Origin of the sequence: Streptomyces sp. NPDC057010 (assembly GCF_042673805.1) — a bacterium.
Classification (GTDB): domain Bacteria; phylum Actinomycetota; class Actinomycetes; order Streptomycetales; family Streptomycetaceae; genus Streptomyces.
The window spans coordinates 20,843-47,414 of the sequence record NZ_JBHUSC010000052.1 but is presented as its reverse complement, the minus strand read 5'-3'; the positions used below and the strand labels follow the sequence as shown (position 1 = coordinate 47,414).

The window sequence follows — 26,572 nt, the reverse complement described above, 5'->3', positions numbered from 1 at the left end:
ATCGCGAAGCGACGCGACGAAGGAGCGCCCTTGACAGGCCGGGCCGGCGCGGAAGGACGATGAGACTGGCGGGAAACCCCCAAACCTTCTCTGGTACCGGTTACTTGGGCCCCGACCATTCCGAAGCCGCCGGCCCGCTTCTCGCTTCCGCCCCCTTCGTGGCAGCCCCCGCTCGTTACATGCTCAGCGAGCGGGCGTAGTTCACCTGTGCCATCACGCGCTGGTACGCCATCGCGTCCGTGGCCGGGAGCATCGTGGAGTGGTGGCGGCCGCCGCTGGTGACCGTGATCTGGATGTGGCCCGTGGTCTTCTTCTCCTTCATCAGGAGGAAGAGCAGCCCGAGCAGGCAGAACAGGAAGAAGATGACGGCGAGCACGATGGCGTGCGCGGGGATCTTCTCCTCGGTGCGCGAGAAGTCCGTCGCGTTCCACATCGCGCCCCTGAGCGGCATCGAGCCCGACGGGGTGATGATCTGGTCGCCGGCGATGCTGATGTCACCGAGGCTGAAGCCGGCGCCGCCGGGAACGCCGCCCGGGGCCGCGGTGGGGTAGGCCGGGGTCGGCATGCCCGTGCCGCCGATGGTGGGCTGGTAGGCCGGGGCCGCCGGGTACGGCTGGGGGTAGCCATAACTGGCCTCGCCCGGGCCCCACTTGTAGGCGTCCCCGCCCTGGGAGGGGTCGCTCGCGTACGGATTCGGCTGCTGATCACTCATGCGGCCGATCCTTCCACAGGGACCCCCTGCTCCGTACCCCGGTCAGAGAGCCGCGGCCACCAGCTCTCCGATGTGCGCACGCAGAGCGTGCTCGGTGCCGAACACCCCGCTGACGGAGCGCCCATGGACCCCGTCTTGCCCCACACCACGGTCCCGCCGATCTCGTGGCGCATCAGACCGCCCATGCAGAACCGGTCCCTGTCCTTCACGCCCTCCGAAGAGAGCGCCGGCACGGCGAACAGCTGCCGCTGCTCGGCGGGCCGCAGCAGCCGGCCGGCCGGCCGCGCAGCAGGGCGGTCATGAAGCGCTCCAGATCCGGGGCGTTGGAGATCATCCCGCCCGCGGCCCAGGCCCACGGCTCGATCTCGCTCGGGTCGGCCGGCACCGGGCCAGCCCCAGGCCGCTGGTGTGGCTCATCAACTGGCCCACCGTGATCGGCTTCCAGTGCGCGGGGAGGGTGCGAGGCGACGGCCGCGCCGGCGGCGACCGCTGAGGCCCGTACCCCGGGAAGGGGTACGGGCCTCAGCGGTGCAGCGGTCTCAGCCGGAGCCGACGGACGGAGTCCGTCCAGAAGGCTAGAAGCGGCGCGTGATCAGCGCACGCTTCACTTCCTGGATGGCCTTCGTGACCTCGATGCCGCGCGGGCACGCGTCGGTGCAGTTGAAGGTCGTGCGGCAGCGCCACACGCCGTCCTTGTCGTTAAGGATCTCCAGCCGCTGCTCGCCGGCCTCGTCACGCGAGTCGAAGATGAAGCGGTGCGCGTTGACGATCGCCGCCGGGCCGAAGTACTGGCCGTCGTTCCAGAACACCGGGCAGGAGGAGGTGCAGGCCGCGCACAGGATGCACTTCGTCGTGTCGTCGAACCGCTCGCGGTCCTCCGCCGACTGCAGGCGCTCGCGCGTCGGCTCGTTGCCCTTGGTGACCAGGAACGGCATGACGTCCCGGTACGCCTGGAAGAAGGGCTCCATGTCGACGACGAGGTCCTTCATCACCGTGAGGCCCTTGATGGCCTCGATGGTGATCGGCTTCTCCGGGTTGATGTCCTTGATCAGCGTCTTGCAGGCGAGCCTGTTCTTGCCGTTGATCCGCATCGCGTCGGAGCCGCAGATGCCGTGCGCGCACGAGCGGCGGAAGGTCAGCGTGCCGTCGAGGTCCCACTTGATCTTGTGGAGACCGTCGAGCACGCGCTCCTTCGGGTCGATCTCGATCTGGAAGTCCTGCCACTGCGCCTCGTCCGAGATCTCGGGGTTGAAGCGGCGGATCCGGAACGTGACCGTGATGAAGGGCGAGGCCGCGGCCGCGGCCTCCATCTGGTCCGTCTTGCTCATGGTCGGGGTGGCCATCAGTACTTACGCTCCATCGGCTGGTAGCGGGTGACGACGACGGGCTTGTAGTCCAGCCGGACGGAGTCCTTGCCGTCGGCGCCTACCTCGCGGTACGCCATGGTGTGGCGCATGAAGTTGACGTCGTCGCGGTTCGGGTAGTCCTCGCGGTAGTGGCCGCCGCGGGACTCCTTGCGCGCCAGCGCGGACACGGCCATGACCTCGGCGAGGTCGAGCAGGTTGCCCAGCTCGATTGCCTCCAGCAGGTCCGTGTTGAAGCGCTTGCCCTTGTCCTGGACGGACACGTTCTTGTAGCGCTCGCGCAGCTCCGCGATCTTCTCGACCGCGGTCTTGATGGTCTGCTCCGTACGGAACACCATCACGTTCGCGTCCATCGTCTCCTGGAGCTCCAGGCGCAGGTCGGCGACCCGCTCCTTGCCCGTGGAGTTGCGCAGGTGCTCGACGAGCTCGACGACCTGCTGCGCCGGGTTCTCCGGCAGCTCGACGTAGTCGTTCTCGTGGGCGTAGGCGGCCGCCGCGATGCCCGAGCGCTTGCCGAAGACGTTGATGTCCAGCAGCGAGTTGGTGCCCAGGCGGTTCGCGCCGTGCACCGACACGCACGCGACCTCGCCGGCCGCGTACAGGCCGGGGACGACGGTGGTGTTGTCCGCCAGGACCTCACCCTCGACGTTGGTCGGGATGCCGCCCATGGCGTAGTGCGCGGTGGGCTGGATCGGGATCGGGTCCGTGTACGGCTCGATGCCCAGGTAGGTGCGCGCGAACTCGGTGATGTCCGGGAGCTTCGCGTCGAGCTGCTCCGGCGGGAGGTGCGTCAGGTCCAGGTACACGTGGTCGCCGGCCGGACCGCAGCCGCGGCCCTCGCGGATCTCGGTGTAGATGGAGCGGGAGACGACGTCACGGGACGCAAGGTCCTTCATGACCGGCGCGTACTTCTCCATGAAGCGCTCGCCGTCCTTGTTGCGGAGGATGCCGCCCTCACCGCGGGCGCCCTCCGTCAGCAGGATGCCCATGCGCCAGATGCCCGTCGGGTGGAACTGGAAGAACTCCATGTCCTCCAGCGGCAGGCCGCGGCGGTAGCAGGCCGCCTGGCCGTCACCCGTGAGGGTGTGCGCGTTGGAGGTCACCTTGAAGAACTTGCCGGTGCCGCCGGAGGCGTAGATGACGGCCTTGGCCTGGAACACGTGGATCTCGCCGGTGGCGAGCTCGTACGCGATCACACCGGCCGACTTCTTGACGCCGTCCTCCTCGACCAGGAGCTGGTCCAGGACGTAGAACTCGTTGAAGAACTCCACGCCCTCCTTGACGCAGTTCTGGTACAGCGTCTGGAGGATCATGTGGCCGGTGCGGTCCGCGGCGTAGCAGGACCGGCGGACCGGGGCCTCGCCGTGGTTGCGGGAGTGGCCGCCGAAGCGGCGCTGGTCGATGGTGCCGTCCGGGGTGCGGTTGAACGGCAGGCCCATCTTCTCCAGGTCGAGGACCGCGTCGATGGCCTCCTTCGCCAGGATCTCGGCGGCGTCCTGGTCGACCAGGTAGTCACCGCCCTTGACCGTGTCGAAGGTGTGCCACTCCCAGTTGTCGTCCTCCACGTTGGCGAGCGCGGCGGCCATGCCGCCCTGCGCGGCGCCCGTGTGGGAGCGGGTGGGGTAGAGCTTCGTCAGCACGGCGGTGCGGCTGCGCTTCGTCGCCTCGATGGCGGCGCGCATGCCCGCGCCACCGGCGCCGACGATGACGGTGTCGTACTTGTGGATCTTCATTGGTTTCGCCTCAGCCCCGTTGCCTAGCGGATGTTCGGGTCGAAGGTGAAGATCACCAGCGTGCCCAGAAGGATGGTGAACACCGTGGCGGTGTAGAGCAGGCCCTTCAGCCACAGCCGCGTGTTGGCGCGCTCCGCGTAGTCGTTGATGACCGTACGCAGACCGTTGGCGCCGTGCAGCATGGCCAGCCACAGCATCAACAGGTCCCAGACCTGCCAGAACGGGGACGCCCAGCGGCCGGCCACGAAGGCGAAGCCGATCTTGGACACGCCGCCGTCGAGCACCAGCTGGATCAGCAGGTGGCCGATGACCAGGACGACGAGGACGATGCCCGAGAGGCGCATGAAGAGCCACGCGACCATCTCGAAGTTGCCGCGGGTCGAGCGCGGGGTCTTGCCCGTGCGCTTGCGCGGGGCCTCGATGTACGGCGCCGGGTTCTCGATGTCGTAGAGGGAGTCGCCCTCCACGTCGCTGATGCCCTTGGCCATGTTGACGGAAGAAGTGTCAGAAGACATGCGTGTCACTTCCCGAACAGTTCGAGGTACGCGTGGTTCAGGACGGGGTACACGGCCCCGGCCATCAGCACGATCCAGATGCTCACGACGGTCCAGAGCATCTGCTTCTGGTAGCGCGGGCCCTTGGACCAGAAGTCCACAGCGATGACACGGAGACCGTTGAGCGCGTGGAAGAGGATTGCGGCGACGAGGCCGTACTCCAGCAGCGCGACGATCGGGGTCTTGTAGGTAGCCACGACATCGTCGTACGCCTCGGGGGAGACGCGAACGAGAGCGGTGTCGAGGACGTGTACGAACAGGAAGAAGAAAATGAGGACGCCGGTGACTCGATGAGCCACCCAGGACCACATTCCTTCCCGGCCGCGGTACAACGTTCCAGCCGGCACGGAAAACCCTCCGGAAGCGGGGTGGGGGCCAGCCGGCTTCGTTGTCGGTCGGGCCCGGCCGGGTACGGTCCTCCGGCCCCGCACATCGTAGCGACGCTTTGTCGGTTCCTTCGCCCGGGGGTCTTCGGTGTGATCAAACAGGCACGTACGGACTATCCCACAGGCGCGAATAGCCCGATTTCCGTTGCAGACGGCCCATCCGCCGAGGTCAGCCAGCGCGTCAGGTCCAGCAGCCGGGCCTGTGCGACCCGCCGCAGCTCGTCGGCGGAGATCGAGCGTTCCTCGTCCACCTCGTGACCCATTCGACGCCGGATCGCGCCCAGGAGCTGGTCCGCCTGCTCCTCCGGCGGATGCCCGTCGAGGCAGATCACGAAGGCGTGGCCGAACTTCCGTTCGTATTCGGCGTGGGCCGCGTCGAGCGCCAGCAGTGCGGCGTACGGAGCCCCGTGGGCCAGCTCCGCCGAGAATTCGGCGTCCAGCGCCTCCGACAGGTCCGATTGGGAGAGGTCGTACGAAGCCTCGTCCGCGGCGGCGAGCAAAGCGTCGGAATCCGGGTAAGGGCGGTGTGCGGCCACCCGGTGGGCCCAGCGCCGGCTGCCGCAGCAGTGCATCAGGGCGGCCTGGGCGGATTCGGGGGACAGGGCGTTGAACCGCGCCAGCCCGGAGCCGTGAGAGGAGTCGGAACTGCCGCGGGCCTGTGCCGGAAGGTGGCTGGACAGCGAGGGGCTCCTCGGGGCGTGGCGCGGGTGTACCGCCACGCTATCGACGCAGGGCAGGCTGTGTCGTACCCATTCGAGGATTTCACCCGGAAGTGAGCCGAAAGGATGACGTGGGCGCCAGAGGCGTGAACGAGAAGGGGAGGGCGACCGAGGCCGCCACCCCCCACAGGAGAGGCCCCGGTCGCCATCCGTCACGGACTCGTGCGACAAGCCCGTACCCCTGTCAGCGCCCGGAGTGCGTTTTCTGTCACACCTCGCTCCGCGCAGGGTTGGTTGCTGGTTGTACAACTCGTGGACGAGAGGTACTTGAAAGCCGTAACGTGCTGATTTGCGCCACACGTACAGGACAGTGAACGGGTTGGGGACTTTGCTGGGGGACGACGCGGAGCTGACCGCCGCGGTGCTCGCGGCACAGGACGGCGACGAGAACGCGTTCCGTACTGTGTACCGCGCCGTGCACCCGCGCCTGCTCGGATACGTACGCACGCTCGTCGGGGACGGCGACGCGGAGGACGTGACCTCCGAGGCCTGGCTGCAGATCGCCCGCGACCTCGACTCCTTCACCGGCGACGCCGACCGCTTCCGCGGCTGGGCCGCCCGCATCGCCCGCAACCGCGCCCTGGACCACATCCGCATGCGCGGCCGCCGCCCCGCCATCGGCGGCGACGAGACGGAGCTCACAGGCTGGGCCGCCGACTGCGACACCGCCGGCGCGGCGATGGAGTCCCTCTCCACCGGCACGACCATGGCGCTCATCGCGCAGCTTCCGCAGGACCAGGCGGAAGCCGTGGTCCTGCGGGTGGTGGTCGGCCTGGACGCCAAGAGCGCCGCCGAGACCCTCGGCAAGCGGCCCGGAGCCGTACGCACGGCCGCCCACCGGGGCCTCAAGAAGCTCGCCGAGCTCCTCGGTGACCAACCGGGGCCGGATGCGGACTCGGATCCGGAGGGCCGGGTCGGCCATAATGCCGGTGGCCAGGCACGGGACGGCGGGGGCGGGAGGGATCTCGACGCCGTACCCGCGCAGCGCGGCCATGGCGGGGGCCTCGTAGAACAAACCGGTGTGACGCATTCACGTTGGCGGACGCAGAAGGACATGTGATGGCCGACGAGCGCGACAGGTGGCTGGACGGAGCCGCGGCGGAAAAACTGCTGCGCGGAGAACCGGTGGAACCTGTGGGGCCGGCCGCCGAACCCCGAGCCCGGCACGAAGCCGCCCGGCTGCGGGCCGCCCTCGACTCCCTCGATGCGCTGGGCGCCCCCGCGCCGGCGGGCGGAGAGCTGCCCGGCGAGGCCGCGGCGCTCGCCGCCTTCCGCACGGCGCGCGGTACGGCGCACGGTGCGGCCGGAGCCCGCGCGGGCCGGTCCGGCTCCGGCTCCGGCGCACCCGTGGTCGACCTCGGCCGCACCCTCATCGGCGGCGGCTCGGCCCCCGCGGCGCGGCGCGGCCGGTCCCTGCGGCCCGTCCGGTTCGGCCTGGCGGCCGCCCTGGCGAGCATCGCGGTCGGCGGACTGGCCGCCGCGGCGGGAGCCGGACTGCTGGACCAGCCGCGGCGCACCACGGCGGGCCCCGGCCCGGCGATGTCCGTCAGCGCGGACGGGACCACGGCCCAGGGCACCGAGAGCGACTCGCCCACCCTGACCCCGCAGTTCCGGCCGAACCCGCTTCCGGACGGCTCCGGGGAGTCGGCCGCGGCGGGCACGGCCGTGCCCACGGACGGCAGCGGTGGCCGTACGACGGACGGCGCGGCCGCGGGCGGCGGCGGTGCCTCACCGGGCGCCACCGGCTCCGACGGCTCGGGCAAGGACGCCCAGGGCGGCAAGGACGGGGAGCGGGAGGCGTTCGGCAGCGGAGGCGGAACCGGAAGCAGCGGCAAGGACCGCGACCGGGACCGGGAGAACCACCGCAGGGCCGTGGACCTCTGCAAGGACTACCGGGCCGGCCACCTCGACGCCGACCGGCGCAAGCGGCTCTCGGCCCTGGCCAACGGCCTCGCGCGCATTCCGTACTACTGCGAGGCGCTGCTCGACGGGGTCACCGACGGCGGCCGCACCGCCGAGGCTCCGAAGGACAACGTGCTCAAGGCCCCGTCCCTGGCGCCGGCGCTCTCGGGGACCCCGCTGGCGACCCACAGCTGATCCGTGAGGCTCCGGAAGATGCCTCCGGCACATGACCTGACACATCCGCTCACCCGCCTGTAACACTTTTCGAACCGGTGACGCAGTACGTAACGAGCCGACTGGTCATCGGCCGCGCATGAGCCGGGGTTCCCCCCGTACCCCTGGGCTCTGCGCAACCGGCGCGGGCGGGGCACGTTCCCCCGGCCCTGCCCGCGCCCTCTACTTCACGACCTGCCCGCCGCAGGGCCCCCGGCGCACCGGCCCCGGCCTCACCAGTAGACGACGACCTTGTCGCCGACCTGCACCTGGTCGAAGAGGGCCGACAGCTTCCCCTTGTCCCGGACGTTCACGCAGCCGTGCGAGGCGCCGGCGTAGCCGCGGGCCGCGAAGTCGGCCGAGTAGTGCACCGCCTGGCCGCGGCTGAAGAACATCGAGTACGGCATCGGCGTGTGGTAGATCGTCGACGTCCAGTCCTTGGCCTTCCACTCCACCTTGAACTCGCCCTCGCGGGTCGGGGTGTTCTCCGAGCCGAAGCGCACGTCCATCGTGGAGACGACCTTGCCGTCGATCATCCAGGCGAGGGTGCGGCTCTCCTTGCTGATGCACATGACCCGGCCCGTCATGCAGCGCGGGTCCGGCGCGTCGACCTCGTTGGTGGTCGGCGGGCGCAGCTCGTCCTCGGTGGGCTTCTTGGTGGCGGCCTGGATCTTCTTCCAGGTGGCCTCGTCGACCGAACCGGTGGGGTTCAGCCCGTTCTTCGACTGGAAGGACTTGACGGCCGCGGTGGTCTTCGTGCCGTAGAAACCGGTCGGTGCGACCGTCATCAGCCCCAGCTGCTTCAGGCGGGCCTGGAGCTCGCGCACCTCGTCGCTGTCGTCGCCGTTGGCCATGATCTGCTTCACGGTGGGCGAAGGCGAGGAGGAGGGGGACGCCGAGGCGGAGGGCGAGGCCGACGGCGAGGCCTCGGCCGGCTTGTTGTCCGCGGACGGCGACGCTTCGGTGGAGGGCCCCGCCGCGGGCGAGGACGGAGCCGAGGAGGCGGAGCCCGTGGACTCCGCCTTCTGCGGCCCGCAGGCGGTCGCGGCGAGCGCGACGGCGGTGGCCACCCCGAGCGCACGGATTATGACTCTCTGGCGGTGCATTAGCAGTCCCCCGATTTCTACGTCGTGTACCTAGGTGATGCTCCGCGCGCGTGGAGAGTTGCACTCCGCCCCGGGATGTTGCGCCATTGTGACCAGGGCCCGTCCGCGGCCTTACGAAGCGATGAGCGGCCGGGGCGCTCCCCCGGTGTTCGCCGGGGAGGTTGTACCAGCCCGGGGCCCCGTCGCTCTACGGAGGTTTCGTCACATGGCACGTACCGAGAGCGGAAACCCGATCGAACCCGTCTACGGGCCCGGCGATCTGACGGGATGGGACCCGGAGACCGAACTGGGGCAGCCAGGGGCATTCCCGTACACCCGGGGCATCTACCCGACCATGTACACCGGCCGGCCGTGGACCATGCGGCAGTACGCCGGCTTCGGGACGGCCGCCGAGTCCAACGCCCGGTACCGGCAGCTCATCGCCGGCGGCGGGACGGGGCTGTCGGTGGCCTTCGACCTGCCGACGCAGATGGGGCACGACTCCGACGCCCCGCTCGCGCACGGCGAGGTCGGCAAGGTCGGGGTCGCGATCGACTCCGTCGACGACATGCGGATCCTGTTCGACGGGATCCCCCTCGACCGGGTCTCCACCTCGATGACCATCAACGCCCCCGCGGCGCTCCTGCTGCTGCTGTACCAACTGGTCGCCGAGGAGCACGGGATCGGGGGCGCGCAGCTGACCGGGACGGTCCAGAACGACGTCCTGAAGGAGTACATCGCGCGCGGCACGTACATCTTCCCGCCCGGGCCCTCGCTGCGGCTGACGGCCGACACCTTCCGCTACTGCCGGGCCGAGATCCCCAAGTGGAACACCATCTCCATCTCCGGCTACCACATGGCCGAAGCGGGGGCCTCGCCCGCGCAGGAGGTGGCCTTCACCCTCGCCGACGGCATCGCGTACGTCCGTACGGCGCTGGCGGCCGGGATGGCGGTCGACGAGTTCGCGCCCCGGCTCTCCTTCTTCTTCGTCGCCCGCACCACCCTGCTGGAGGAGGTCGCGAAGTTCCGCGCGGCCCGCCGGATCTGGGCCCGGGTCATGCGCGAGGAGTTCGGGGCCCGGGACCCGAAGTCGCTGATGCTGCGCTTCCACACCCAGACCGCCGGGGTCCAGCTGACGGCGCAGCAGCCCGAGCTGAATCTCGTACGGGTGGCCGTGCAGGCCCTGGCCGCCGTGCTCGGCGGCACGCAGTCGCTGCACACCAACTCCTTCGACGAGGCGATCGCGCTGCCGACGGAGAAGTCCGCCCGGCTCGCGCTGCGCACCCAGCAGGTGCTCGCGTACGAGACGGACGTGCCGCACACCGTGGACCCCTTCGCGGGCTCGTACGCGGTGGAGCGGATGACCGACGAGCTGGAGGCGGCCGCCCTCGGCCTGATGCGGCGGGTCGAGGACCAGGGCGGGGCGGTGGCCGCGATCGAGAACGGCTTCCAGAAGGGGGAGATCGAGCGGAACGCCTACCGCATCGCGCAGGAGACCGAGGGCGGGGAGCGCGTGGTGGTCGGGGTCAACCGGTTCGCGCTGGAGCGGGAGGAGCCGTACGAGCCGCTGCGGGTGGACCCGGCCATCGAGACGCGGCAGTGCGAGGCCCTCGCCCGGCTGCGGGCGGAGCGGGACGGGGCGGCGGTGGAGGCGGCGCTCGGGGCGCTGCGGGAGGCGGCGGCCGGGACGGAGAACGTGCTCTATCCGATGAAGGAGGCGCTGCGGGCGCGGGCCACGGTGGGGGAGGTGTGCGGGGCGCTGCGGGAGGTGTGGGGGACGTACGAACCGGTCGATTCCGCATGGTGACTGTGCCCACTGGAAGCGCCGCTGGACTGACAGGTGCGTCTTTGTGGGACACTCCTGCACATGCTGGGTGTGACAGATCTTCCGACTTATCTCGCCGGCCTGGTGCTGATCATTCTGCTGCCGGGGCCGAACTCGCTCTATGTGCTGTCCGTCGCCGCTCGCCGCGGGGTGCGCACCGGGTACAAGGCCGCCGCCGGCGTGTTCACCGGCGACGCCGTCCTCATGGCGCTGACCGCGGTCGGCGCCGGGGCGCTGCTGCAGGCGAGCCCGCTGGTGTTCACCGTCGTGAAGACCCTCGGAGCCGGGTACCTGGCGTGGCTGGCCGTCGGGATGATGCGGGGCGCCTGGGCGCTGTGGCGCACGCGCCGGGAACGGGACGAGGCGCCGGCCGCCGCCCCCGCCGACCCGGGCGAGAGCGAGCGGCCCTACCGGCGGGCGCTGGTGATCAGCCTGCTCAACCCGAAGGCCATCCTCTTCCTGATGTCGTTCTTCGTGCAGTTCGTGGACCCGTCCTACGCCTACCCGGCCCTGTCGTTCCTGGTCCTGGGCGGGCTGCTGCAGACCGGCAGCTTCCTGTACCTGACGCTGCTGATCTTCGGCGGTACCCGGCTGTCCGCCGCGTTCCGGCGGCGCAAGCGGCTGTCGGCCGGGGCGACCTCGGCGGCGGGCGTGCTGTTCCTCGGCTTCGCGGCCAAGCTCGCCGTCAGCTGAGCGCCGGCGCCGGTCAGCCCAGCGCCCGGCGCAGCCGCCGGGCCACGCGCCGCACCGCCCGGCTGCGCGGCAGGAAGGACAGCCCGGCCGGGATGCCGCCCGGCAGGCCCAGGGCCGTCAGCCGGCGGCGGGTGAAGTAGCGACGGGTGCGGTCGGTCAGGTGCCCGGCGAGGTAGGCCTCGGCGGCCGGCCGGCGCGCGGCGAGGACGTTCGGCTGCATCGTGAACCCGACGGCGGTGACCAGGGCGGCGAGGTCGGCAGGGGCCTCGCCCGCCGTGCCCCGGGGGTCGGCGAGGTCCGGGACCAGGGCGTCCACCAGCGTCAGCGGGATCCGGTTGCTGTTCGGGTACGGGGCCAGACGGGCCAGTATGGCCTCCGTGCCGGTGCGGGCCACCGGGAGCCCGTACAGCGTGGCGGCGGTCAGCAGGCCGGTGGAGAAGCAGCCGACGACCAGCGCCGGGTTCAGCCGCTGGTAGAGGGCCTCGGCCAGGAGCGGGCCGTCGATCACGGTCAGGCGGGCGCCGAGCCGCTCGGCCTCCGCCTGCGCGCGGCGCGAGTAGGCGGCCGGGGCGCTGGGGTGCGGTTTGAAGACGAGCTCGGTGTGGCCCCGGGCGTGCGCGCCCCGGACCATCGAGACGTGCAGCTCCTCCTCCTCGTCCGGGCTCATGAGGTCGAGCGCGGAGAGGTACTGGCCCAGGAGCAGCGCCGGGGACCCCCCGATGCCGTCCAGGCCGGTGTCGTGCGCGGGCAGCTCCGCCAGGACCTTCAGGAACGGCTCCGCCGGCACCAGCTCGGCCGGAACCGCGAACTCGGTCAGCAGCAGCGGCTCCAGTCCCGGTACGAGGTCCAGGTGGAGCACCCGCCGGACCCGCATCCCGAGCTGCGCGTCGAGGCGGAAGCGGGTGGGCCCGTAGCTCATCAGCCCGTCGGCGTAGACGTCGACCGCGGCCCCCGGGAAGAGGCGGCACAGGGTCTGGGCGGGCGGCACCTGGAGGGATTCGACGATCAGCTCGACGCGGTCCTCGCCCAGGCCCCACAGGGTGCGCAGCTGCCGTTCCCACAGCGGGACGTCCTCCGTGCGCGGGGCCCAGGTGCTCGGGTGCTGCGGCGCGATGACCCGGTTCCAGTCGAGCACCTCGTCGAAGCGGGTGCGCAGGGCGGCGAAGCCCGGCATGTCCGCGACGCCGGGGCTGACCTCGGCGGTGACGGAGTGGTTGCTGGTCAGCAGGATACGGCGGCCGGCGGGCGGGAAGGAGCCGGCGTCGATGCCCGCGGCGAGGGTGGCCGTGCCGTAGAGGGTGGAGGCCAGGAAGATCTGCGTGGGCATCAGGCCGTCGCCCCCGGGGCGGAGGCGGTGCGGCCGGCGGGGCCCTTGCGGCGGGTGCGGGCGGTGAGACCGGCCATCCCGGCCATCCCGGCGAGCCGGCCGCCGCCGGCGCGCACGCGGCGCAGCAGGGTGGAGCGCTCCAGGTCCATCGAGTCCAGGACCCGGTCCAGCACGTCCTGGGGCATGCGGCCGAGCGCGGCCGCACTCATCGAACGGAGTTTTCTGGCCACAGCCGGTTCGAACCTCTCGATGGAGCCGAAATGATGAGCGATAATCGCGCAATATGTTCGGACGGCTTTCGGGAGCAGCAGATCGGATTCCCGGTCCGCGATGACCTCCGACACCACCTGATCGAATGCGCGGATGAAATCGAGCTGCCGTTCGTCGCCGATTTGCGTCAGCGAGGTGGAAACCCCGCGCCGGTAGAAGATTCCGGGCATTCCGACCGCGGCGAAGGAGGCCGCCTCCCGGTGCAGCCGCCAGATCCACGGCCGGTCCTCGGCCGTGCGCAGCCCGTCGGTGAAGTGCAGCAGCCCGCGGTCCAGCAGCCGCCGGTGGTACATGCCGGCCCACGCGTACGGGTAGTCCACCGAGGTGGCCCGGTCCGCGGGCAGGATCGCGGAGCGCGGGTCGGCCACGACCGACTCCGGCCCGTAGGGGACGCGGCGCACGCTGCGCGCCCTGCCCGTGCACTGCACATGATCGGTGCGGACGAAATCGCAGCTCAGAGCCTCTATGGCGGCCAGGGTCCGGGCAAGGTGGCCGGGGGCCAGCCAGTCGTCGCCGTCCAGGAAGGCGAGGTACTCGCCGCGGGCCGCGTCCAGGCCGGTGTTCCGTGCGGTGGCCAGGCCGCCGTTCCGCTCGTGTCTGAGGAGCACCGCCCCGGGCAGCTCGCGCGCCGCCCGCTCCAGCAGGCCGGGCGTCCCGTCCGTCGAGCAGTCGTCGACGAGCAGGAACTCGAAATCATCCCGGGCGTTGAGTTCGAGACTCTTCAGGGCATCCGGTGCGTATGTCTGCACGTTGTAGAACGGCACGACAACAGAGAGCTTGGGCACCTGCAGGACATTAGGACGCCGCTCGGCATTCACTGTGGCCCGGATGAGGATTCCACATGAACGGCGCGGGGCGGGCGCGTTAACCCGGGCGGATTCGCAATCCGTCGACGGGTTGTTAACCCTCTGTTGTGCATTCGTTGGGCCGATCACCGAAATTGCGGAATAGCTTCTGCGGCGTGCCAGAACGCAAACGCGTCGCCGTACTCGCCGATTCCGATACGCGATGGAAATGGGGCGCGCTCACCGCCCGCCGTCTCGTGCCCGACCACCAGCTCACCGGCTACCTGCTGCGCGGCCGCGCCACACCGACCGCGCGCCAGCTCGGCGAGGTGGGGGTACGGGCCGACCGGCTGACCGAGGTGACCTGCGCGCAGTTCCTCGCCGAACTCGGACGCGAGGAGTACGACGTGGTCGTCCTCGCCCTCGTCGGTGGAGCCGTCCAGGCCGTCCTGCACGGGGCCCGCGCCCTGTGGCCCGCCCCCGCGGCCCGGCCCGTCCTCGTCACCGGGTACGTGGGCGTCGTCTACGAGAAGCTCGCCGACGGGCTGCTGCTGCGGCACGGGGCCGACCTCGTCCTCGCCAACTCCCGCCACGACGCGGAGCGGTTCCGCGCCGTGTACGAGGGGGTCGGGGCGGACGCGGGCGCGGTCACCGAGACCGCGCTGCCGTTCCTGGGCGGGGCACCGTACGAGCCGGCCGGGAGCCGCGCCCACACGGTGGTCTTCGCCGTCCAGCCCTCCGTCCCCGACAGCCGCGCCGACCGCGCGTACCTGCTGGAGCGGGCGGCCGGGCACGCGCGGCTGCACCCGGACCGCGAAGTGCTGATCAAGCTGCGCAGCCGGCCCGGGGAGCACACCACGCACCTGGAGGAGCAGCCGTACCAGCGGCTCGCCGCCAGGGTCCCGGGCGGGCTTCCGCCCAACTGCCGCCTGGTGTACGGGAACATGGGCGAGGTCCTGGACGGCGCCGACCTGCTGGTCACCGTCTCCTCCACCGCCGCCCTGGAATCCCTGCACCGCTCCATCCCGACGGCCGTCCTCACCGACCTCGGCATCCGCGAGGCCCTCGGCAACCACCACTTCCTGGGCTCGGGCTGCCTGGCCTCGTGGGACCAGCTCGACGCCGGGCTGCTCCCGCAGGGGGACGCGGACTGGCTGGCCGCCCAGGGAGTCCGCCCTCCGGGTGCCGCGCCCGCCGCGGGCGACGCGTACGCCGCCGCGCGGGAGAGGCTCGCAGTGCTGCTGGGGCAGGAGAGGCTATCCGCCCCCGCTCCCTACTACACGCTCACCACCGCCCCCGGTTACCTGCCCGGGATCCTCGCCCGGCATCACCTCGCGCCCGACGGGACACCGCTGCCCGGGGCCGTCCGCCCGACGGCGGGCGAGTCCCGCGTGCGGCAGCGGCTGCGGTCGTACCTGCGGGAGGCGGCCCGGGGTGCGTACCGGCACGGGGTGCAGCGCGTGGCCCCCGTGATCCGCCGGATGGGGGAGCTGTGAACCCCCGTGTGCTCGCCGTGATTCCGGCGCGTGGCGGATCCAAGGGGGTTCCGGGCAAGAACCTCGCCGAGGTGGCCGGGGTGCCGCTCGTGGCGCGGGCCGTCCGGGCCTGCCTCGGCGCGCCGACCGTCACCGACGTGGTGGTCTCCACCGACTCCGCGGGCATCGCCGACGCCGCCCGCGCCGCCGGCGCCGACGTGATCTCCCGCCCGGCCGCCATCTCCGGCGACACGGCGAGCAGCGAAGCCGCCCTGCTGCACGCCCTCGACGCCTTCGAGGAACTGCACTCCCTCGCCGTGGACGTGGTCCTCCTCGTCCAGTGCACCAGCCCCTTCCTCACCCCCTCCGACGTCGAGTCGGTCGCCGCCGCCGTCGCCACCGGCGCGGCCGACTCGGCCCTCACCGTCGCCCCCTTCCACGGCTTCCTCTGGCGGGAGCAGGACGGCGAAGGCAGCGGCGTCAACCACGACAAGGCCGTCCGTCCCCGCCGCCAGGACCGCCCCCAGGACCTCCTGGAGACCGGCGCCGCCTACGCCATGGACACCGCCGGCTTCCGGGCCGCCCGGCACCGGTTCTTCGGCCGCACCCTCCCCGTCGCCACCGACCCCGCACGGGTCCTGGAGATCGACGACCCGCACGACCTGGAGCGGGCCCGCCTGCTCGCCCCGCTGTTCGCCCCGCTCGACCCCCCGCGCACCGAACGAAGGACGTCACCTGCCATGACCGCCGCCGTCACCCCCAACGCCCGTACCCGCGCCTTCGGTTCGCGCATCGCCGGCCCCGGCCACCCCGTCTACGTCGTCGGCGAGATCGGCATCAACCACAACGGCGACCTCGGCAACGCCTTCGCCCTCATCGACGCCGCCGCCGAAGCCGGCTGCGACGCCGTCAAGTTCCAGAAGCGCACCCCCGAGATCTGCACCCCGCGCGACCAGTGGGACATCGAGCGCGACACCCCCTGGGGCCGCATGACCTACATCGACTACCGCCACCGCGTCGAGTTCGGCGAGGCCGAGTACCGCGCCATCGACGAGCACTGCGCCAAGCGCGGCATCGACTGGTTCGCCTCCCCGTGGGACACCGAGGCCGTCGCCTTCCTGGAGAAGTTCGACCTCCCCGCCCACAAGGTGGCCTCCGCCTCCCTCACCGACGACGAGCTGCTGCGCGCCCTGCGCGCCACCGGCCGCACCGTCGTCCTCTCCACCGGCATGTCCACCCCGCGCCAGATCCGCCACGCCGTGGAGGTGCTCGGCAGCGACAACATCCTTCTCTGCCACGCCACTTCCACCTACCCGGCCAAGGCCGAGGAGCTCAACCTGCGGGTGATCAACACCCTCCAGGAGGAGTACCCCAACGTCCCGATCGGCTACTCCGGCCACGAGACGGGCCTGCAGACCACCCTCGCCGCCGTCGCCCTCGGCGCCACCTTCGTCGAGCGTCACATCACCCTCGACCGCGCGATGTGGGGCTCCGACCAGGCCGCCTCCGTCGAGCCCGGCGGCCTCACCCGTCTGGTCCGCGACATCCGCACCATCGAGACCGCCCTCGGCGACGGCATCAAGCGCGTCTACGAGTCCGAGCTGGGCCCCATGAAGAAGCTCCGCCGCGTCCAGGGCGAACTCGCCGCCGTCTGACCCGCGCTCCGCCCCCGAGACGAGGAGTACCCGGTGACCCCTTCCGGCCCCACGCTGGCGTTCGTCGAGAGTCCGGTCCAACTCCTGAACGTGCTGGAGTGGGCGCACGCGGAAAGCGCCGTGCCCCGGGGTCCGCGGCTGGACGGCGTCCCGCGCCAGGCCCGCCGCGCGGCCGGCGCCGCCCCGGCCCCCGCCCCCGAGTACCCCGCGCAGCGACTGCGCATCGTGGTGCTCCCGCCCACCGACCCGATGTCCCGCGGCCAGCTGCGCCGCGTCTGCGGCATCGCCAGGGACGAGGGACACTCCGTGCAGTGGCAGGAGGCCCGCGGCGGCGCCGGCGCACCCTTCAGGGCACTGGCGGCGCTCGCCGGACAGGTCCGCCGGGCCGAACGGATCGTCGTCGGCGACCCCTTCTCCCGGTTCGTCCAGCTCCTGCTGGTCCCGGCCCGGGCGAAGGAACTGGTCGTCGTCGACGACGGCACCGCCACCATGGAGTTCCTGGCGCAGGCCGGCCGCGGCGAACGGCTCCGCCGCTGGCACCGCGCCGGCGGCGGCCCCCTCGGCCGGATCAAGGAGCTCGCCTACGCCCCGGTCTCCGGGCGGGCCCGGCGCCGGCTGACCCCGGGCCCCGGCCGGCAGGTGGAGGTCTTCACCTCCATGCCCGTCGTCCCGCTGCCCGGGATGGCGCTGCGCGTCAACGACTTCGCCTGGACCCGCGCCCGCTTCGGCCCGCCCCGCCTGACCAAGGGCACCGACCTCGTCGGCACCTCCCTCGTGGAGACCGGCGTGGTGGACCCGGACCGCTACCTGGAGGCGGTGCGCGCCCTGACCCTGGAGCACGGCGCCACCCGCTACTTCGCGCACCGCCGGGAGTCCCCCGAGAAGCTGCGCACGCTCAGCGAGGCGACCGGGCTGGAGATCGTCCGGCCGGACCTGCCGCTGGAGCTGATCGCGCGGCGCGGACCCGTCGGACGTACGATCGTCAGCTTTCCGTCCACGGTCGTCCACACGCTGCCGTACGCGCTGGCCGGTACCGGTGTGACCGTCGCCGTATGCGATATCGACCCCGAATGGCTCACCGGGTCCGCCTCCCCGCGCGCCCGCAGTTTCCTCGCCGGGGTCACCGACACCGCCCGTGATGTGCGCAGACTCCCAGCCCAGGCGGCTCCTGCGGCCGGATGAGCGCGCGAGTTTACCCCCGGGTCCACCCGGTCATGCGTCCAGAGGCCGGGTTTCTTTCCCCTAACGGCATGAACTTTTCGTGATCCCCGGCCAGTTGACCCATCCGTGCGCCTACCCTTCAACGGGTGAACCAGTTGATGTCCCGCGAGTCCCAGACCGACCGGCCCGCCGCGTCCGAGCGCCCCGAGCTGCCCGGCAAGCTTCCGGATCACCTGCGTACCGAACTGATCGCCTTCCGCCGGGACTTGCACATGCACCCGGAGCTCGGGCACCAGGAATTCCGCACCACGGCAGCGATCAAGGCCCGGCTCGAGAAAGCCGGCCTGCGACCACAGGTGCTGAAGTCCGGTACGGGCCTGATCTGTGACGTCGGCACCTGGGACGGCGTACGCCCCATGCTGGCGCTGCGCGCGGACATCGACGCCCTGCCCATCCCGGATGCCAAGACGCACGTCTCGTACCGGTCGACCTTCCCGGACCGCGCGCACGCCTGCGGCCACGACGTGCACACCGCCGTCGTCCTCGGCGCCGGCCTCGTCCTGGCCGAGCTCGACCGCCAGGGCCTGCTGCCCCGGCCGGTGCGGCTGCTGTTCCAGCCCGCCGAGGAGGTCCTCCCGGGCGGGGCGACCGACGCCATCGAGTCCGGGGTCCTGGACGGAGTGGGCAAGATCGTCGCGGTGCACTGCGACCCCCGGGTAGACGCCGGCCGGATCGGGCTGCGGCCCGGCCCCATCACCTCGGCCTGCGACCGCCTGGAGGTCAGCCTGACCGGCTCCGGCGGGCACACCGCGCGGCCGCACCTGACCACCGATCTGGTGACGGCCGCCGCGCGGGTCGCCGTGGACGTCCCGGCCCTGCTGACCCGCCGGATGGACGCCCGTTCGGGCATGTCGGTCACCTGGGGCCGGATCGAGGCCGGCCACGCGTGCAACGTCATCCCGATGCACGCCGAGCTGTCCGGAACCGTCCGGTGCCTGGACCTGAACGCCTGGCACGACGCCCCGGACATGATCCACGCGGCGATCGACGAGGTCGCGACCATGCACGGGGCCAAGTTCGAGATCAACCACGTCCGCGGGGTGCCGCCGGTGGTCAACGACCCGGTGATCACCGAACTGCTCCGCGAGGCGATGTCGGTGCGCCGCGGCTCCGAGGCGATCGAGGACACCGAGCAGAGCCTGGGCGGTGAGGACTTCTCCTGGTACCTGGAGCACGTCCCCGGCGCGATGGCCCGCCTCGGCGTCCGCACCCCGGGCGACACGGCCAAGCGGGACCTGCACCGGGGTGACTTCGACGTGGACGAGTCCGCGATCGCCGTCGGAGTGGAGTTCTTCACGGCCGCGGCCCTGCTCGACGGGCGCCGCGCGGGCCATGTGAGGTAAAGCCGCGGCCAAAGTCCGTACAACATTCGCGCGTCGCCCGTCGGACGCGTCCAGCCCTTGGTACACAAGGGCTGGACGCGTGAGGAGTTACCGATCGGTCACTGTCCGGTTCGCGACGATCCGATAACGACTCATGAACGGGCCTTTAACTGACATCTACGCGCGTTACGATCGCGGCGAAACCAGCGCCGGTCGTGGCGCTTCGGTCAGGTTTTGAAGGAGCCTCCCCTTGCGCCGGATCACCAGGATCGCCACCGTGGGCATCGCGTCCGCGGCGCTGGCCCTCTCGGCCACCGCCTGTGGCGGAAAGAAGTCTTCCGACGGCGGGTCTTCCACCGCCTCCTCCGACTCGAAGGCGGCCAGCGCCGCCATCGCGTACGACATCGGTGGCCGCGGCGACCAGTCGTTCAACGACGCCGCCTTCGCCGGTCTCGACAAGGCCGAGAAGGAGCTCAAGATCAAGGGCGCGGAGGCCGAGCCCACCGAGGGCGAGAGCGAGGCCGACAAGGTCCAGCGCCTCACCGAGCTCGCGCGCAAGGGCAACAACCCGGTCATCGGCGTCGGTTTCGCCTATGCCCCGGCCATCAAGAAGGTCGCCGAGAAGTTCCCGAAGACCACCTTCGGCCTCATCGACGACACCTCGGTGACCGGCCCGAACGTCGCGAACCTGGTCTTCAACGAGGAGCAGGGCTCCTACCTGGCCGGCGTCGCCGCCGCCAAGGCCTCCAAGACCGGCACGGTCGGCTTCATCGGCGGTGTCGAGGTTCCGCTGATCAAGAAGTTCGAAGCGGGCTACACCCAGGGCGTCAAGGACACCAACCCGAACGCCAAGGTGCTGTCGGCCTACCTGACCCAGCCGCCGGACTTCTCCGGCTTCGCCAAGCCCGACCTGGGCAAGGCCGCCGCCAAGGGCCAGCTGGACAACGGCGCCGACGTGGTCTACGCCGCCGCCGGTCTCGCCGGTTCGGGTGCCATCGAGGCCACCGCCGCCGCCGGCAAGTGGGCCATCGGTGTCGACTCCGACCAGTACAACCAGGCGGGTCTGTCCAAGTACAAGGACAAGATCCTCACCTCCGTCACCAAGGACGTCTCCGACGCCGTCTTCAACCTGATCAAGTCGGTCCAGGACGGCAAGCCGCAGACCGGTGAGATCCGCTACGGCCTGGACAGCGACGGCGTCGGCCTGGCCGACTCCAACCCCGAGTACAAGAAGATGGCCGACGTCATCGCCGCGGTGGAGAAGGCCAAGGCCGACATCATCGCCAAGAAGATCACCGTCAAGACCACCCCGTAAGGTCGTCTGACAGTCTGTCGTGGTCCCGGGGTCCGGGCGGCGGTCCTCACCGCTTCCCGGGCCCCGAGCCGCGTTCTCCGGCCCGTGTCCGTGACTGCTTGTGGCCAGTTGGCCGCAAGTTTTCACTTCCGACAGAGCTACGCGCGTAGAGGCAGTGTGGACGCGATACCGTCCGACTCCCGCCCACCCGCCCGGCCGATTTCCGCCCTGTCCCCTGCCTTCCGCTCCTTCCGCGCCAAGGAGAGTGCGTCATCAACGCGTCCAGCCCGCCCCCAGCAGTCGAACTGCACGGCATCACCAAGCGTTTCCCCGGCGTCGTCGCCAACAAGGACATCGCCATCACCGTCCGCAAGGGCACGGTCCACGCCCTCATCGGTGAGAACGGTGCCGGCAAGTCGACCCTGATGAAGATCCTCTACGGCATGCAGAAGCCGGACGAGGGCACCATCGCCATCGACGGGGAACAGGTCACCTTCGCCAACCCCGGCGAGGCGATCGCCCGCGGCATCGGCATGGTGCACCAGCACTTCATGCTCGCCGACAACCTCACCGTCCTGGAGAACGTCGTCCTCGGCGGCGAGAAGCTCCACGGCATCGGTGCCAAGGCGCGCAAGCGGATCCGCGAGATCTCGGACGCCTACGGCCTCGGCGTGCGCCCGGACGCCCTGGTCGAGGACCTCGGCGTCGCCGACCGCCAGCGCGTGGAGATCCTCAAGGTCCTCTACCGGGGCGCCCGCACCCTCATCCTCGACGAGCCCACCGCGGTGCTCGTGCCGCAGGAAGTGGACGCGCTCTTCGACAACCTGCGCGAGCTCAAGGCCGAGGGCCTGACCGTCATCTTCATCTCGCACAAGCTGGGCGAGGTGCTGAAGGTCGCCGACGACATCACCGTCATCCGCCGCGGCACCACGGTCGGCACCGCCGACCCGAAGACCGCGACGACCAAGCAGCTCGCCGAGCTGATGGTCGGCAGCGAGCTGCCCACCCCGGAGACCCGCGAGTCGACGGTCACGGACGTTCCGATGCTCAAGGTCCAGGACCTGCGCCTGAGCGCGACCGACCCGGACGGCGTCGTCCGCGACGTGCTCGCCGGCATCGACTTCACCATCCACAAGGGCGAGGTCCTCGGCATCGCCGGTGTGGAGGGCAACGGCCAGACGGAGCTCATCGAGGCCCTCATGGGCATGAGCCTCCCGGACGGCGGCGTCATCACCCTGGACGGCAAGGACATCTCCACCACGCCGACGCGCAAGCGCCGCGAGGGCGGCATCGGCTACATCCCCGAGGACCGCCACCGCCACGCCCTGCTGCTGGAGTCCCCGCTCTGGGAGAACCGCATCCTCGGCCACGTCACCGAGGCGCCCAACTCCAAGCGCGGCATCCTCGACCCGAAGGCGGCCCGCAAGGACACCGAGCGGATCGTGCGCGAGTACGACGTCCGCACCCCCGGTATCGAGGTCACCGCGGCCTCGCTCTCCGGCGGCAACCAGCAGAAGCTGATCGTCGGCCGCGAGATGAGCCACAGCCCGAAGTTCCTCATCGCCGCCCACCCCACCCGTGGTGTGGACGTCGGCGCGCAGGCGCAGATCTGGGACGCCATCCGCGAGGCCCGCCGCGAGGGCCTGGCCGTGCTCCTGATCTCGGCCGACCTGGACGAGCTGATCGGCCTGTCCGACACCCTGCGCGTCATCTACCGCGGCCGCCTGGTCGCGGACGCCGACCCGGCGACCATCACGCCCGAGGAACTCGGCACCGCCATGACCGGTGCCGCCCGCGGACACCTGGAAGCCAACGACAACCCTTCCGCCGCTGCCGACGGTGACACGACGGAGGACGAGGCCCGATGAAGAAATTCGACAAGGACCGGCTGCTCCTCGCGGCCGCCGGACCCGTACTCGCACTGCTCAGCGCCTTCGTGCTGACCATGATCGTGCTGGCCGCTTCGGGCGTCGACCCGATCGACCCGCTGCGCATCATGATCGACCAGGCCGGTTACGAGGACATCCAGGTCCTGATCGTCAACCAGGCCGGCATCTACTTCCTGGCAGCCCTGGCCGTCGCCATCGGCTTCCGGATGAACCTCTTCAACATCGGCGTCGACGGCCAGTACCGCCTCGCGGCGATGGTCTCGGCCGTGGTCGGCGCGTCGGTCTCGCTGCCCGGTCCGCTGCACATCCTGCTGATCGTGCTCGTCGCCATGGCGACCGGTGCCTTCTGGTCCGGCATCGCGGGCATCCTCAAGGCCCGGCGCGGGGTGAGCGAGGTCGTCTCCACGATCATGCTCAACGCCATCGCGACCTCCCTGATCGCCTGGCTGATCCTGCCGAAGAACTTCGGTGTCCAGCCGGCGGGCTCGAACGACCTGACCACCGGTGACATCCCGGAGTCCGGCTGGTTCCCGGCGCTGTCCCTTCCGGGCGGCGACATCTACGGCTTCACCTTCGTGGCCTTCGCGCTCGGCATCGTCTACTGGTTCGTGCTGAACCGGACCCGCTTCGGCTTCGACCTGCGCGCCTCCGGCGCCAGCGAGTCCGCCGCGCAGGCCTCCGGCGTCGAGCCCAAGAAGATGATCATGACTGCGATGCTCATCTCGGGCGCGGTCGCCGGTCTGACCGGCATGCCGCTGCTGCTCGGCGAGTCCCACACGTACAACCTCTCGTTCCCGCTGGGCATCGGCTTCACCGGCATCACGGTCGCGCTGCTCGGCCGCAACAACCCGGTCGGCATCCTCTTCTCGGCCTTCCTGCTCGCCTTCATCAAGCAGACCTCCGCCGGTCTCGACCAGAACGGCTACGCCCAGGAGATCGGCACGATCATGCAGGGCCTGATCGTGATCGCCGTCGTCGTCAGCTACGAGCTCGTCCGCCGCTACGGCATCCGCCGCCAGCAGCAGAAGGTCGGCGAAGAGCTGGCCGCCGGCCACGCCCTCAAGACCGACAACAAGGAGGTCGCGGCGTGAGCACCAGCACCGTTTCCGCGACGAGCGCCGCGCCCAAGAAGGGCGGCGGCCGCCGCAAGCTCACCCTTCCCTGGATCCTGCTGATCATCGCGGGCGGCCTCGCCCTGATCTCGCTGGTCCGCGTCATCTCCGGTGCCGACGACCTGACCTCCGTCGGCCAGATCTCCGGTGCCCTCCAGCTCGCCGTGCCGATCGGTCTCGCGGGCCTCGGCGGCCTGTGGGCCGAGCGCGCGGGCGTGGTCAACATCGGCCTCGAAGGCATGATGATCCTGGGCACCTGGTTCGGTGCCTGGGCCGGCTACCAGTGGGGTCCGTGGACCGGCGTCGTCATGGGCATCGTCGGCGGCGCCCTCGGCGGCCTGCTGCACGCGATCATCACCGTGACCTTCAACGTCAACCACATCGTCTCCGGTGTGGCGGTCAACATCCTGGCCATCGGCTTCACCCAGTACCTGTCGAACTACACCTTCGACAAGGCGCCGGGCGGCTCCTCGAAGCAGTCCCCGCGCATCGAGCCGATCACCGAGATCACCGTTCCGGGGCTTTCGGACTGGCTGGGCACGCTCCAGGGCAAGCACTGGTTCCTGATCTCCGACATCGCCGGCGTCCTCGGCGGCCTCGTCACCAACCTGTCGCTCCTGACGGTCCTGGCGGTGCTGCTGGTCCCGGCCACGTGGTGGGTGCTGTGGCGGACCGCCTTCGGCCTGCGCCTGCGCTCGTGCGGTGAGAACCCGATCGCCGCCGAGTCCCTCGGCGTCAACGTCTACAAGTACAAGTACATCGCCGTGATCGTCTCCGGTGCGATGGCCGGCCTCGGCGGCGCCTTCCTCGCGATCGTCTCCACCGGCATCTACCAGGAGGGCCAGACCGGCGGCCGCGGCTACATCGGCCTCGCCGCGATGATCTTCGGCAACTGGATGCCGGGCGGCATGGCCCTCGGCTCGGGCCTCTTCGGCTTCACCTACAGCCTCCGCCTGCGCGGCGGCGCGGAGAACGTCCACGCGATGCTCCTGCTCATCGCGATCCTGCTCGTGGTCGCCGTCGCCTGGCAGCTGTACAAGAAGAAGTACGTCCAGGCCGGCATCGCCGCGGTCTGCGCGGCGGGCCTGTTCCTCTGGTACGCCCTGACCGACGCCGTCCCGAGCCAGTTCGTCGACGCCGCGCCGTACGTCACCACGCTGCTGGTGCTCGCACTGTCCGCGCAGCGGCTGCGGATGCCCAAGGCGGACGGCATGCCGTACCGCAAGGGCCAGGGCAAGTGACCTCGGCCCACGCGGTGGACTGGGAGGCCCTGCGCGTCGCGGCGCGCGAGGCCATGTCCCACGCGTATGCGCCCTACTCGGGTTTCCCGGTCGGCGTCGCCGCGCTGGTGGACGACGGCCGGGTCGTGACCGGCTGCAACGTGGAGAACGCGAGCTACGGGCTGGGCCTGTGCGCCGAGTGCGGGCTGGTCTCCTCGCTCCAGGCCACGGGCGGCGGCCGGCTCACGCACTTCACGTGCGTGGACGGCAAGGGCGAGATCCTCGTCCCGTGCGGGCGGTGCCGCCAGCTGCTGTTCGAGTTCGGCGGGCCGGAGCTGCTGGTGGAGACCCCGGACGGGATCCTTCCGCTCTCGGCGATGCTGCCCCAGGCCTTCGGTCCCGACCACCTGAGATAGCCGTGCCGACGGCCCTTCGCCCCTGCGGGCGGAGGGCCGTCGCACTTCCTCCCGACCTTCCTCCCCACCCCTCTCTCTATGCGCGTAGAAGGAAGCACCTCATGGACGTCATCTCCGTCATCCGGACCAAGCGGGACCGCGGCGAGCTGAGCCCCGAGCAGATCGACTGGGTCATCGACGCGTACACCCGCGGCGTCGTCGCCGACGAGCAGATGTCGGCCCTGGCGATGGCCATCCTGCTCAACGGCATGAACCGCGCCGAGATCGCGCGCTGGACCGCCGCGATGATCGCCTCCGGCGAGCGCATGAACTTCGACTCCCTCTCCCGCCCGACCGCCGACAAGCACTCCACCGGCGGCGTCGGCGACAAGATCACGCTGCCGCTGGCCCCGCTCGTCGCCGCCTGCGGTGCGGCCGTGCCGCAGCTGTCGGGCCGCGGGCTCGGCCACACCGGCGGCACCCTCGACAAGCTGGAGTCCATCCCCGGCTGGCGCGCGCTGCTGTCCAACGAGGAGATGCTGCACGTCCTGGACACCACCGGCGCGGTCATCTGCGCCGCGGGCGACGGCCTGGCGCCGGCGGACAAGAAGCTCTACGCGCTGCGTGACGTGACGGGCACGGTCGAGGCCATCCCGCTGATCGCCTCCTCGATCATGTCGAAGAAGATCGCCGAGGGCACCGGTTCGCTCGTCCTGGACGTCAAGGTCGGTAGCGGCGCCTTCATGAAGAACATCGAGGACGCGCGCGAGCTGGCCCGCACCATGGTGGGCCTGGGCACGGACAGCGGGGTCAAGACGGTCGCCCTGCTCACCGACATGTCCACCCCGCTCGGCCTGACGGCGGGCAACGCGCTCGAAGTCCGCGAGTCGGTGGAGGTCCTGGCCGGCGGCGGCCCGGCGGACGTCGTCGAGCTGACCATCGCGCTGGCGCGCGAAATGCTGGACGCGGCCGGCATCAAGGACGCCGACCCGGCGAAGGCCCTGGCCGACGGCTCGGCGATGGACCACTGGCGCCGCATGATCGCGGCCCAGGGCGGCGACCCGGACGCCACCCTCCCGGTCGCCCGCGAGCAGCACGTGGTCACCGCCTCGGCCTCGGGCGTCCTGACCCGCCTCGACGCGTACGCGGTGGGCGTCGGCGCCTGGCGCCTGGGCGCGGGCCGCGCCCGCAAGGAGGACCCGGTGCAGGCGGGCGCGGGCATCGAGCTCCACGCGAAGCCGGGCGACACGGTCACGGCCGGCCAGCCCCTGATGACCCTGCACACGGACACCCCGGAGAAGTTCGAGTACGCCCTGGCGTCGCTGGAGGGCTCCCACGACATCGCCCCGGCGGGCACGTCCTTCACCGCCACGCCGATCGTCCTGGACCGCATCGCCTGACCTGCGGCTTCCCATACGGGT

Annotated in this window: 24 protein-coding genes and 1 pseudogene; 15 read left to right on the top strand and 10 right to left on the bottom strand. The window is 71.0% G+C overall.

Annotated features, from left to right (window positions below):
- Positions 1-175: 175 nt before the first annotated feature.
- The 7 genes from ACFTXQ_RS30265 to ACFTXQ_RS30235 all read right to left on the bottom strand — a co-directional run bounded on the left by ACFTXQ_RS30265 (position 176) and on the right by ACFTXQ_RS30235 (position 5,468).
- A complete protein-coding gene (locus ACFTXQ_RS30265) occupies positions 176-712 on the bottom strand; it encodes a hypothetical protein (protein WP_382646732.1) in 537 nt (178 codons plus the stop codon).
- A gap of 205 nt (positions 713-917) precedes the next feature.
- The gene (locus ACFTXQ_RS30260; RefSeq protein ID WP_382646730.1) at positions 918-1,097 is read right to left on the bottom strand and encodes a hypothetical protein; all 180 of its coding nucleotides are present in this window, start codon (positions 1,095-1,097) and stop codon (positions 918-920) included.
- Positions 1,098-1,287: 190 nt separating this feature from the next.
- A complete protein-coding gene (locus tag ACFTXQ_RS30255; protein ID WP_382646727.1) occupies positions 1,288-2,055 on the bottom strand; it encodes a succinate dehydrogenase iron-sulfur subunit in 768 nt (255 codons plus the stop codon).
- Positions 2,055-3,809: a succinate dehydrogenase flavoprotein subunit gene (sdhA, locus tag ACFTXQ_RS30250; RefSeq protein ID WP_382646724.1), complete on the bottom strand. Its 1,755-nt coding sequence runs from the start codon at positions 3,807-3,809 to the stop codon at positions 2,055-2,057. Before sdhA ends, ACFTXQ_RS30255 begins: the two co-directional genes overlap by 1 nt.
- A gap of 23 nt (positions 3,810-3,832) precedes the next feature.
- Positions 3,833-4,324, bottom strand: a complete 492-nt coding sequence (locus tag ACFTXQ_RS30245) for a succinate dehydrogenase hydrophobic membrane anchor subunit (RefSeq protein ID WP_382646721.1) — start codon at positions 4,322-4,324, stop codon at positions 3,833-3,835.
- A gap of 5 nt (positions 4,325-4,329) precedes the next feature.
- Positions 4,330-4,710 (bottom strand): succinate dehydrogenase, cytochrome b556 subunit, encoded by a 381-nt coding sequence (gene sdhC, locus ACFTXQ_RS30240; protein WP_365917729.1) that lies wholly within the window; start codon positions 4,708-4,710, stop codon positions 4,330-4,332.
- A gap of 152 nt (positions 4,711-4,862) precedes the next feature.
- Positions 4,863-5,468: a 2-oxo-4-hydroxy-4-carboxy-5-ureidoimidazoline decarboxylase gene (locus tag ACFTXQ_RS30235; protein WP_382646718.1), complete on the bottom strand. Its 606-nt coding sequence runs from the start codon at positions 5,466-5,468 to the stop codon at positions 4,863-4,865.
- Positions 5,469-5,796: 328 nt separating this feature from the next.
- On the opposite strand from ACFTXQ_RS30235, the gene ACFTXQ_RS30230 reads away from it, so the two are divergent.
- Positions 5,797-6,528, top strand: coding sequence for an RNA polymerase sigma factor (locus ACFTXQ_RS30230; RefSeq protein ID WP_382646747.1), 732 nt, complete (start codon positions 5,797-5,799; stop codon positions 6,526-6,528).
- Entirely contained in the window at positions 6,528-7,565 is a 1,038-nt protein-coding gene (locus tag ACFTXQ_RS30225; protein ID WP_382646715.1) for a hypothetical protein, read from the top strand. Before ACFTXQ_RS30230 ends, ACFTXQ_RS30225 begins: the two co-directional genes overlap by 1 nt.
- A gap of 251 nt (positions 7,566-7,816) precedes the next feature.
- Here ACFTXQ_RS30225 and ACFTXQ_RS30220 read toward each other — a convergent pair whose 3' ends face one another.
- Positions 7,817-8,689, bottom strand: coding sequence for a peptidoglycan-binding protein (locus ACFTXQ_RS30220; protein ID WP_382646712.1), 873 nt, complete (start codon positions 8,687-8,689; stop codon positions 7,817-7,819).
- 205 nt (positions 8,690-8,894) lie between these two features.
- Between ACFTXQ_RS30220 and ACFTXQ_RS30215 the strand changes: the two genes are divergently transcribed.
- Positions 8,895-10,475 (top strand): methylmalonyl-CoA mutase, encoded by a 1,581-nt coding sequence (locus ACFTXQ_RS30215; RefSeq protein ID WP_382646709.1) that lies wholly within the window; start codon positions 8,895-8,897, stop codon positions 10,473-10,475.
- Positions 10,476-10,535: 60 nt separating this feature from the next.
- Positions 10,536-11,186, top strand: coding sequence for a leucine efflux protein LeuE (gene leuE / locus ACFTXQ_RS30210; RefSeq protein ID WP_382646706.1), 651 nt, complete (start codon positions 10,536-10,538; stop codon positions 11,184-11,186).
- Between the two features lie 13 nt (positions 11,187-11,199).
- Here leuE and ACFTXQ_RS30205 read toward each other — a convergent pair whose 3' ends face one another.
- Both ACFTXQ_RS30205 and ACFTXQ_RS30200 read right to left on the bottom strand, forming a co-directional pair.
- On the bottom strand, positions 11,200-12,513 hold the full coding sequence (locus tag ACFTXQ_RS30205; RefSeq protein ID WP_382646703.1) for a polysialyltransferase family glycosyltransferase: 1,314 nt from the start codon (positions 12,511-12,513) through the stop codon (positions 11,200-11,202).
- The gene (locus ACFTXQ_RS30200) at positions 12,513-13,568 is read right to left on the bottom strand and encodes a glycosyltransferase family 2 protein (protein ID WP_382646699.1); all 1,056 of its coding nucleotides are present in this window, start codon (positions 13,566-13,568) and stop codon (positions 12,513-12,515) included. Before ACFTXQ_RS30200 ends, ACFTXQ_RS30205 begins: the two co-directional genes overlap by 1 nt.
- 176 nt (positions 13,569-13,744) lie before the next feature.
- On the opposite strand from ACFTXQ_RS30200, the gene ACFTXQ_RS30195 reads away from it, so the two are divergent.
- The 11 genes and pseudogenes from ACFTXQ_RS30195 (at position 13,745) to ACFTXQ_RS30145 (ending at position 26,551) form a co-directional block, all read left to right on the top strand.
- Complete coding sequence (locus ACFTXQ_RS30195) at positions 13,745-15,064, top strand: DUF6716 putative glycosyltransferase (protein ID WP_382646696.1); 1,320 nt, start codon at positions 13,745-13,747, stop codon at positions 15,062-15,064.
- Positions 15,061-15,444, top strand: a pseudogene (locus tag ACFTXQ_RS30190) (cytidylyltransferase domain-containing protein); the annotation flags it as partial. The gene ACFTXQ_RS30195 and the pseudogene ACFTXQ_RS30190, both read left to right, overlap by 4 nt.
- 339 nt (positions 15,445-15,783) lie before the next feature.
- Positions 15,784-16,698, top strand: a complete 915-nt coding sequence (locus tag ACFTXQ_RS30185) for an N-acetylneuraminate synthase family protein (RefSeq protein ID WP_382646744.1) — start codon at positions 15,784-15,786, stop codon at positions 16,696-16,698.
- A gap of 33 nt (positions 16,699-16,731) precedes the next feature.
- On the top strand, positions 16,732-17,880 hold the full coding sequence (locus ACFTXQ_RS30180; protein ID WP_382646694.1) for a hypothetical protein: 1,149 nt from the start codon (positions 16,732-16,734) through the stop codon (positions 17,878-17,880).
- A gap of 137 nt (positions 17,881-18,017) precedes the next feature.
- On the top strand, positions 18,018-19,262 hold the full coding sequence (locus ACFTXQ_RS30175) for an amidohydrolase (protein WP_382646742.1): 1,245 nt from the start codon (positions 18,018-18,020) through the stop codon (positions 19,260-19,262).
- Between the two features lie 229 nt (positions 19,263-19,491).
- Entirely contained in the window at positions 19,492-20,556 is a 1,065-nt protein-coding gene (locus ACFTXQ_RS30170; protein ID WP_382646691.1) for a BMP family protein, read from the top strand.
- 251 nt (positions 20,557-20,807) lie between these two features.
- On the top strand, positions 20,808-22,403 hold the full coding sequence (locus tag ACFTXQ_RS30165; RefSeq protein ID WP_382646739.1) for an ABC transporter ATP-binding protein: 1,596 nt from the start codon (positions 20,808-20,810) through the stop codon (positions 22,401-22,403).
- Positions 22,400-23,515 (top strand): ABC transporter permease, encoded by a 1,116-nt coding sequence (locus ACFTXQ_RS30160; RefSeq protein WP_382646687.1) that lies wholly within the window; start codon positions 22,400-22,402, stop codon positions 23,513-23,515. Before ACFTXQ_RS30165 ends, ACFTXQ_RS30160 begins: the two co-directional genes overlap by 4 nt.
- Positions 23,512-24,777, top strand: a complete 1,266-nt coding sequence (locus ACFTXQ_RS30155) for an ABC transporter permease (RefSeq protein ID WP_382646685.1) — start codon at positions 23,512-23,514, stop codon at positions 24,775-24,777. Before ACFTXQ_RS30160 ends, ACFTXQ_RS30155 begins: the two co-directional genes overlap by 4 nt.
- Positions 24,774-25,172, top strand: a complete 399-nt coding sequence (locus ACFTXQ_RS30150) for a cytidine deaminase (protein ID WP_382646683.1) — start codon at positions 24,774-24,776, stop codon at positions 25,170-25,172. Before ACFTXQ_RS30155 ends, ACFTXQ_RS30150 begins: the two co-directional genes overlap by 4 nt.
- A 101-nt stretch (positions 25,173-25,273) precedes the next feature.
- Positions 25,274-26,551 carry a thymidine phosphorylase gene (locus tag ACFTXQ_RS30145; RefSeq protein ID WP_382646680.1) on the top strand — a complete coding sequence of 426 codons (1,278 nt, stop codon included), beginning with the start codon at positions 25,274-25,276 and terminating at the stop codon, positions 26,549-26,551.
- The last annotated feature ends 21 nt before the right edge of the window (positions 26,552-26,572 follow it).

Excerpts from the sequence above, each read along its gene's own strand:
- ACFTXQ_RS30175 (WP_382646742.1), top strand. The coding sequence starts at position 18,018 with ATGTCCCGCGAGTCCCAGACCGACCGGCCCGCCGCGTCCGAGCGCCCC.
- ACFTXQ_RS30215 (WP_382646709.1), top strand. The coding sequence starts at position 8,895 with ATGGCACGTACCGAGAGCGGAAACCCGATCGAACCCGTCTACGGGCCC.
- ACFTXQ_RS30265 (WP_382646732.1), bottom strand. The coding sequence starts at position 712 with ATGAGTGATCAGCAGCCGAATCCGTACGCGAGCGACCCCTCCCAGGGC.
- sdhA (WP_382646724.1), bottom strand. The coding sequence starts at position 3,809 with ATGAAGATCCACAAGTACGACACCGTCATCGTCGGCGCCGGTGGCGCG.
- ACFTXQ_RS30205 (WP_382646703.1), bottom strand. The coding sequence starts at position 12,513 with ATGCCCACGCAGATCTTCCTGGCCTCCACCCTCTACGGCACGGCCACC.
- ACFTXQ_RS30145 (WP_382646680.1), top strand. The coding sequence starts at position 25,274 with ATGGACGTCATCTCCGTCATCCGGACCAAGCGGGACCGCGGCGAGCTG.
- ACFTXQ_RS30255 (WP_382646727.1), bottom strand. The coding sequence starts at position 2,055 with ATGGCCACCCCGACCATGAGCAAGACGGACCAGATGGAGGCCGCGGCC.
- ACFTXQ_RS30185 (WP_382646744.1), top strand. The coding sequence starts at position 15,784 with ATGACCGCCGCCGTCACCCCCAACGCCCGTACCCGCGCCTTCGGTTCG.
- ACFTXQ_RS30220 (WP_382646712.1), bottom strand. The coding sequence starts at position 8,689 with ATGCACCGCCAGAGAGTCATAATCCGTGCGCTCGGGGTGGCCACCGCC.
- ACFTXQ_RS30245 (WP_382646721.1), bottom strand. The coding sequence starts at position 4,324 with ATGTCTTCTGACACTTCTTCCGTCAACATGGCCAAGGGCATCAGCGAC.
- ACFTXQ_RS30225 (WP_382646715.1), top strand. The coding sequence starts at position 6,528 with ATGGCCGACGAGCGCGACAGGTGGCTGGACGGAGCCGCGGCGGAAAAA.
- ACFTXQ_RS30160 (WP_382646687.1), top strand. The coding sequence starts at position 22,400 with ATGAAGAAATTCGACAAGGACCGGCTGCTCCTCGCGGCCGCCGGACCC.
- leuE (WP_382646706.1), top strand. The coding sequence starts at position 10,536 with ATGCTGGGTGTGACAGATCTTCCGACTTATCTCGCCGGCCTGGTGCTG.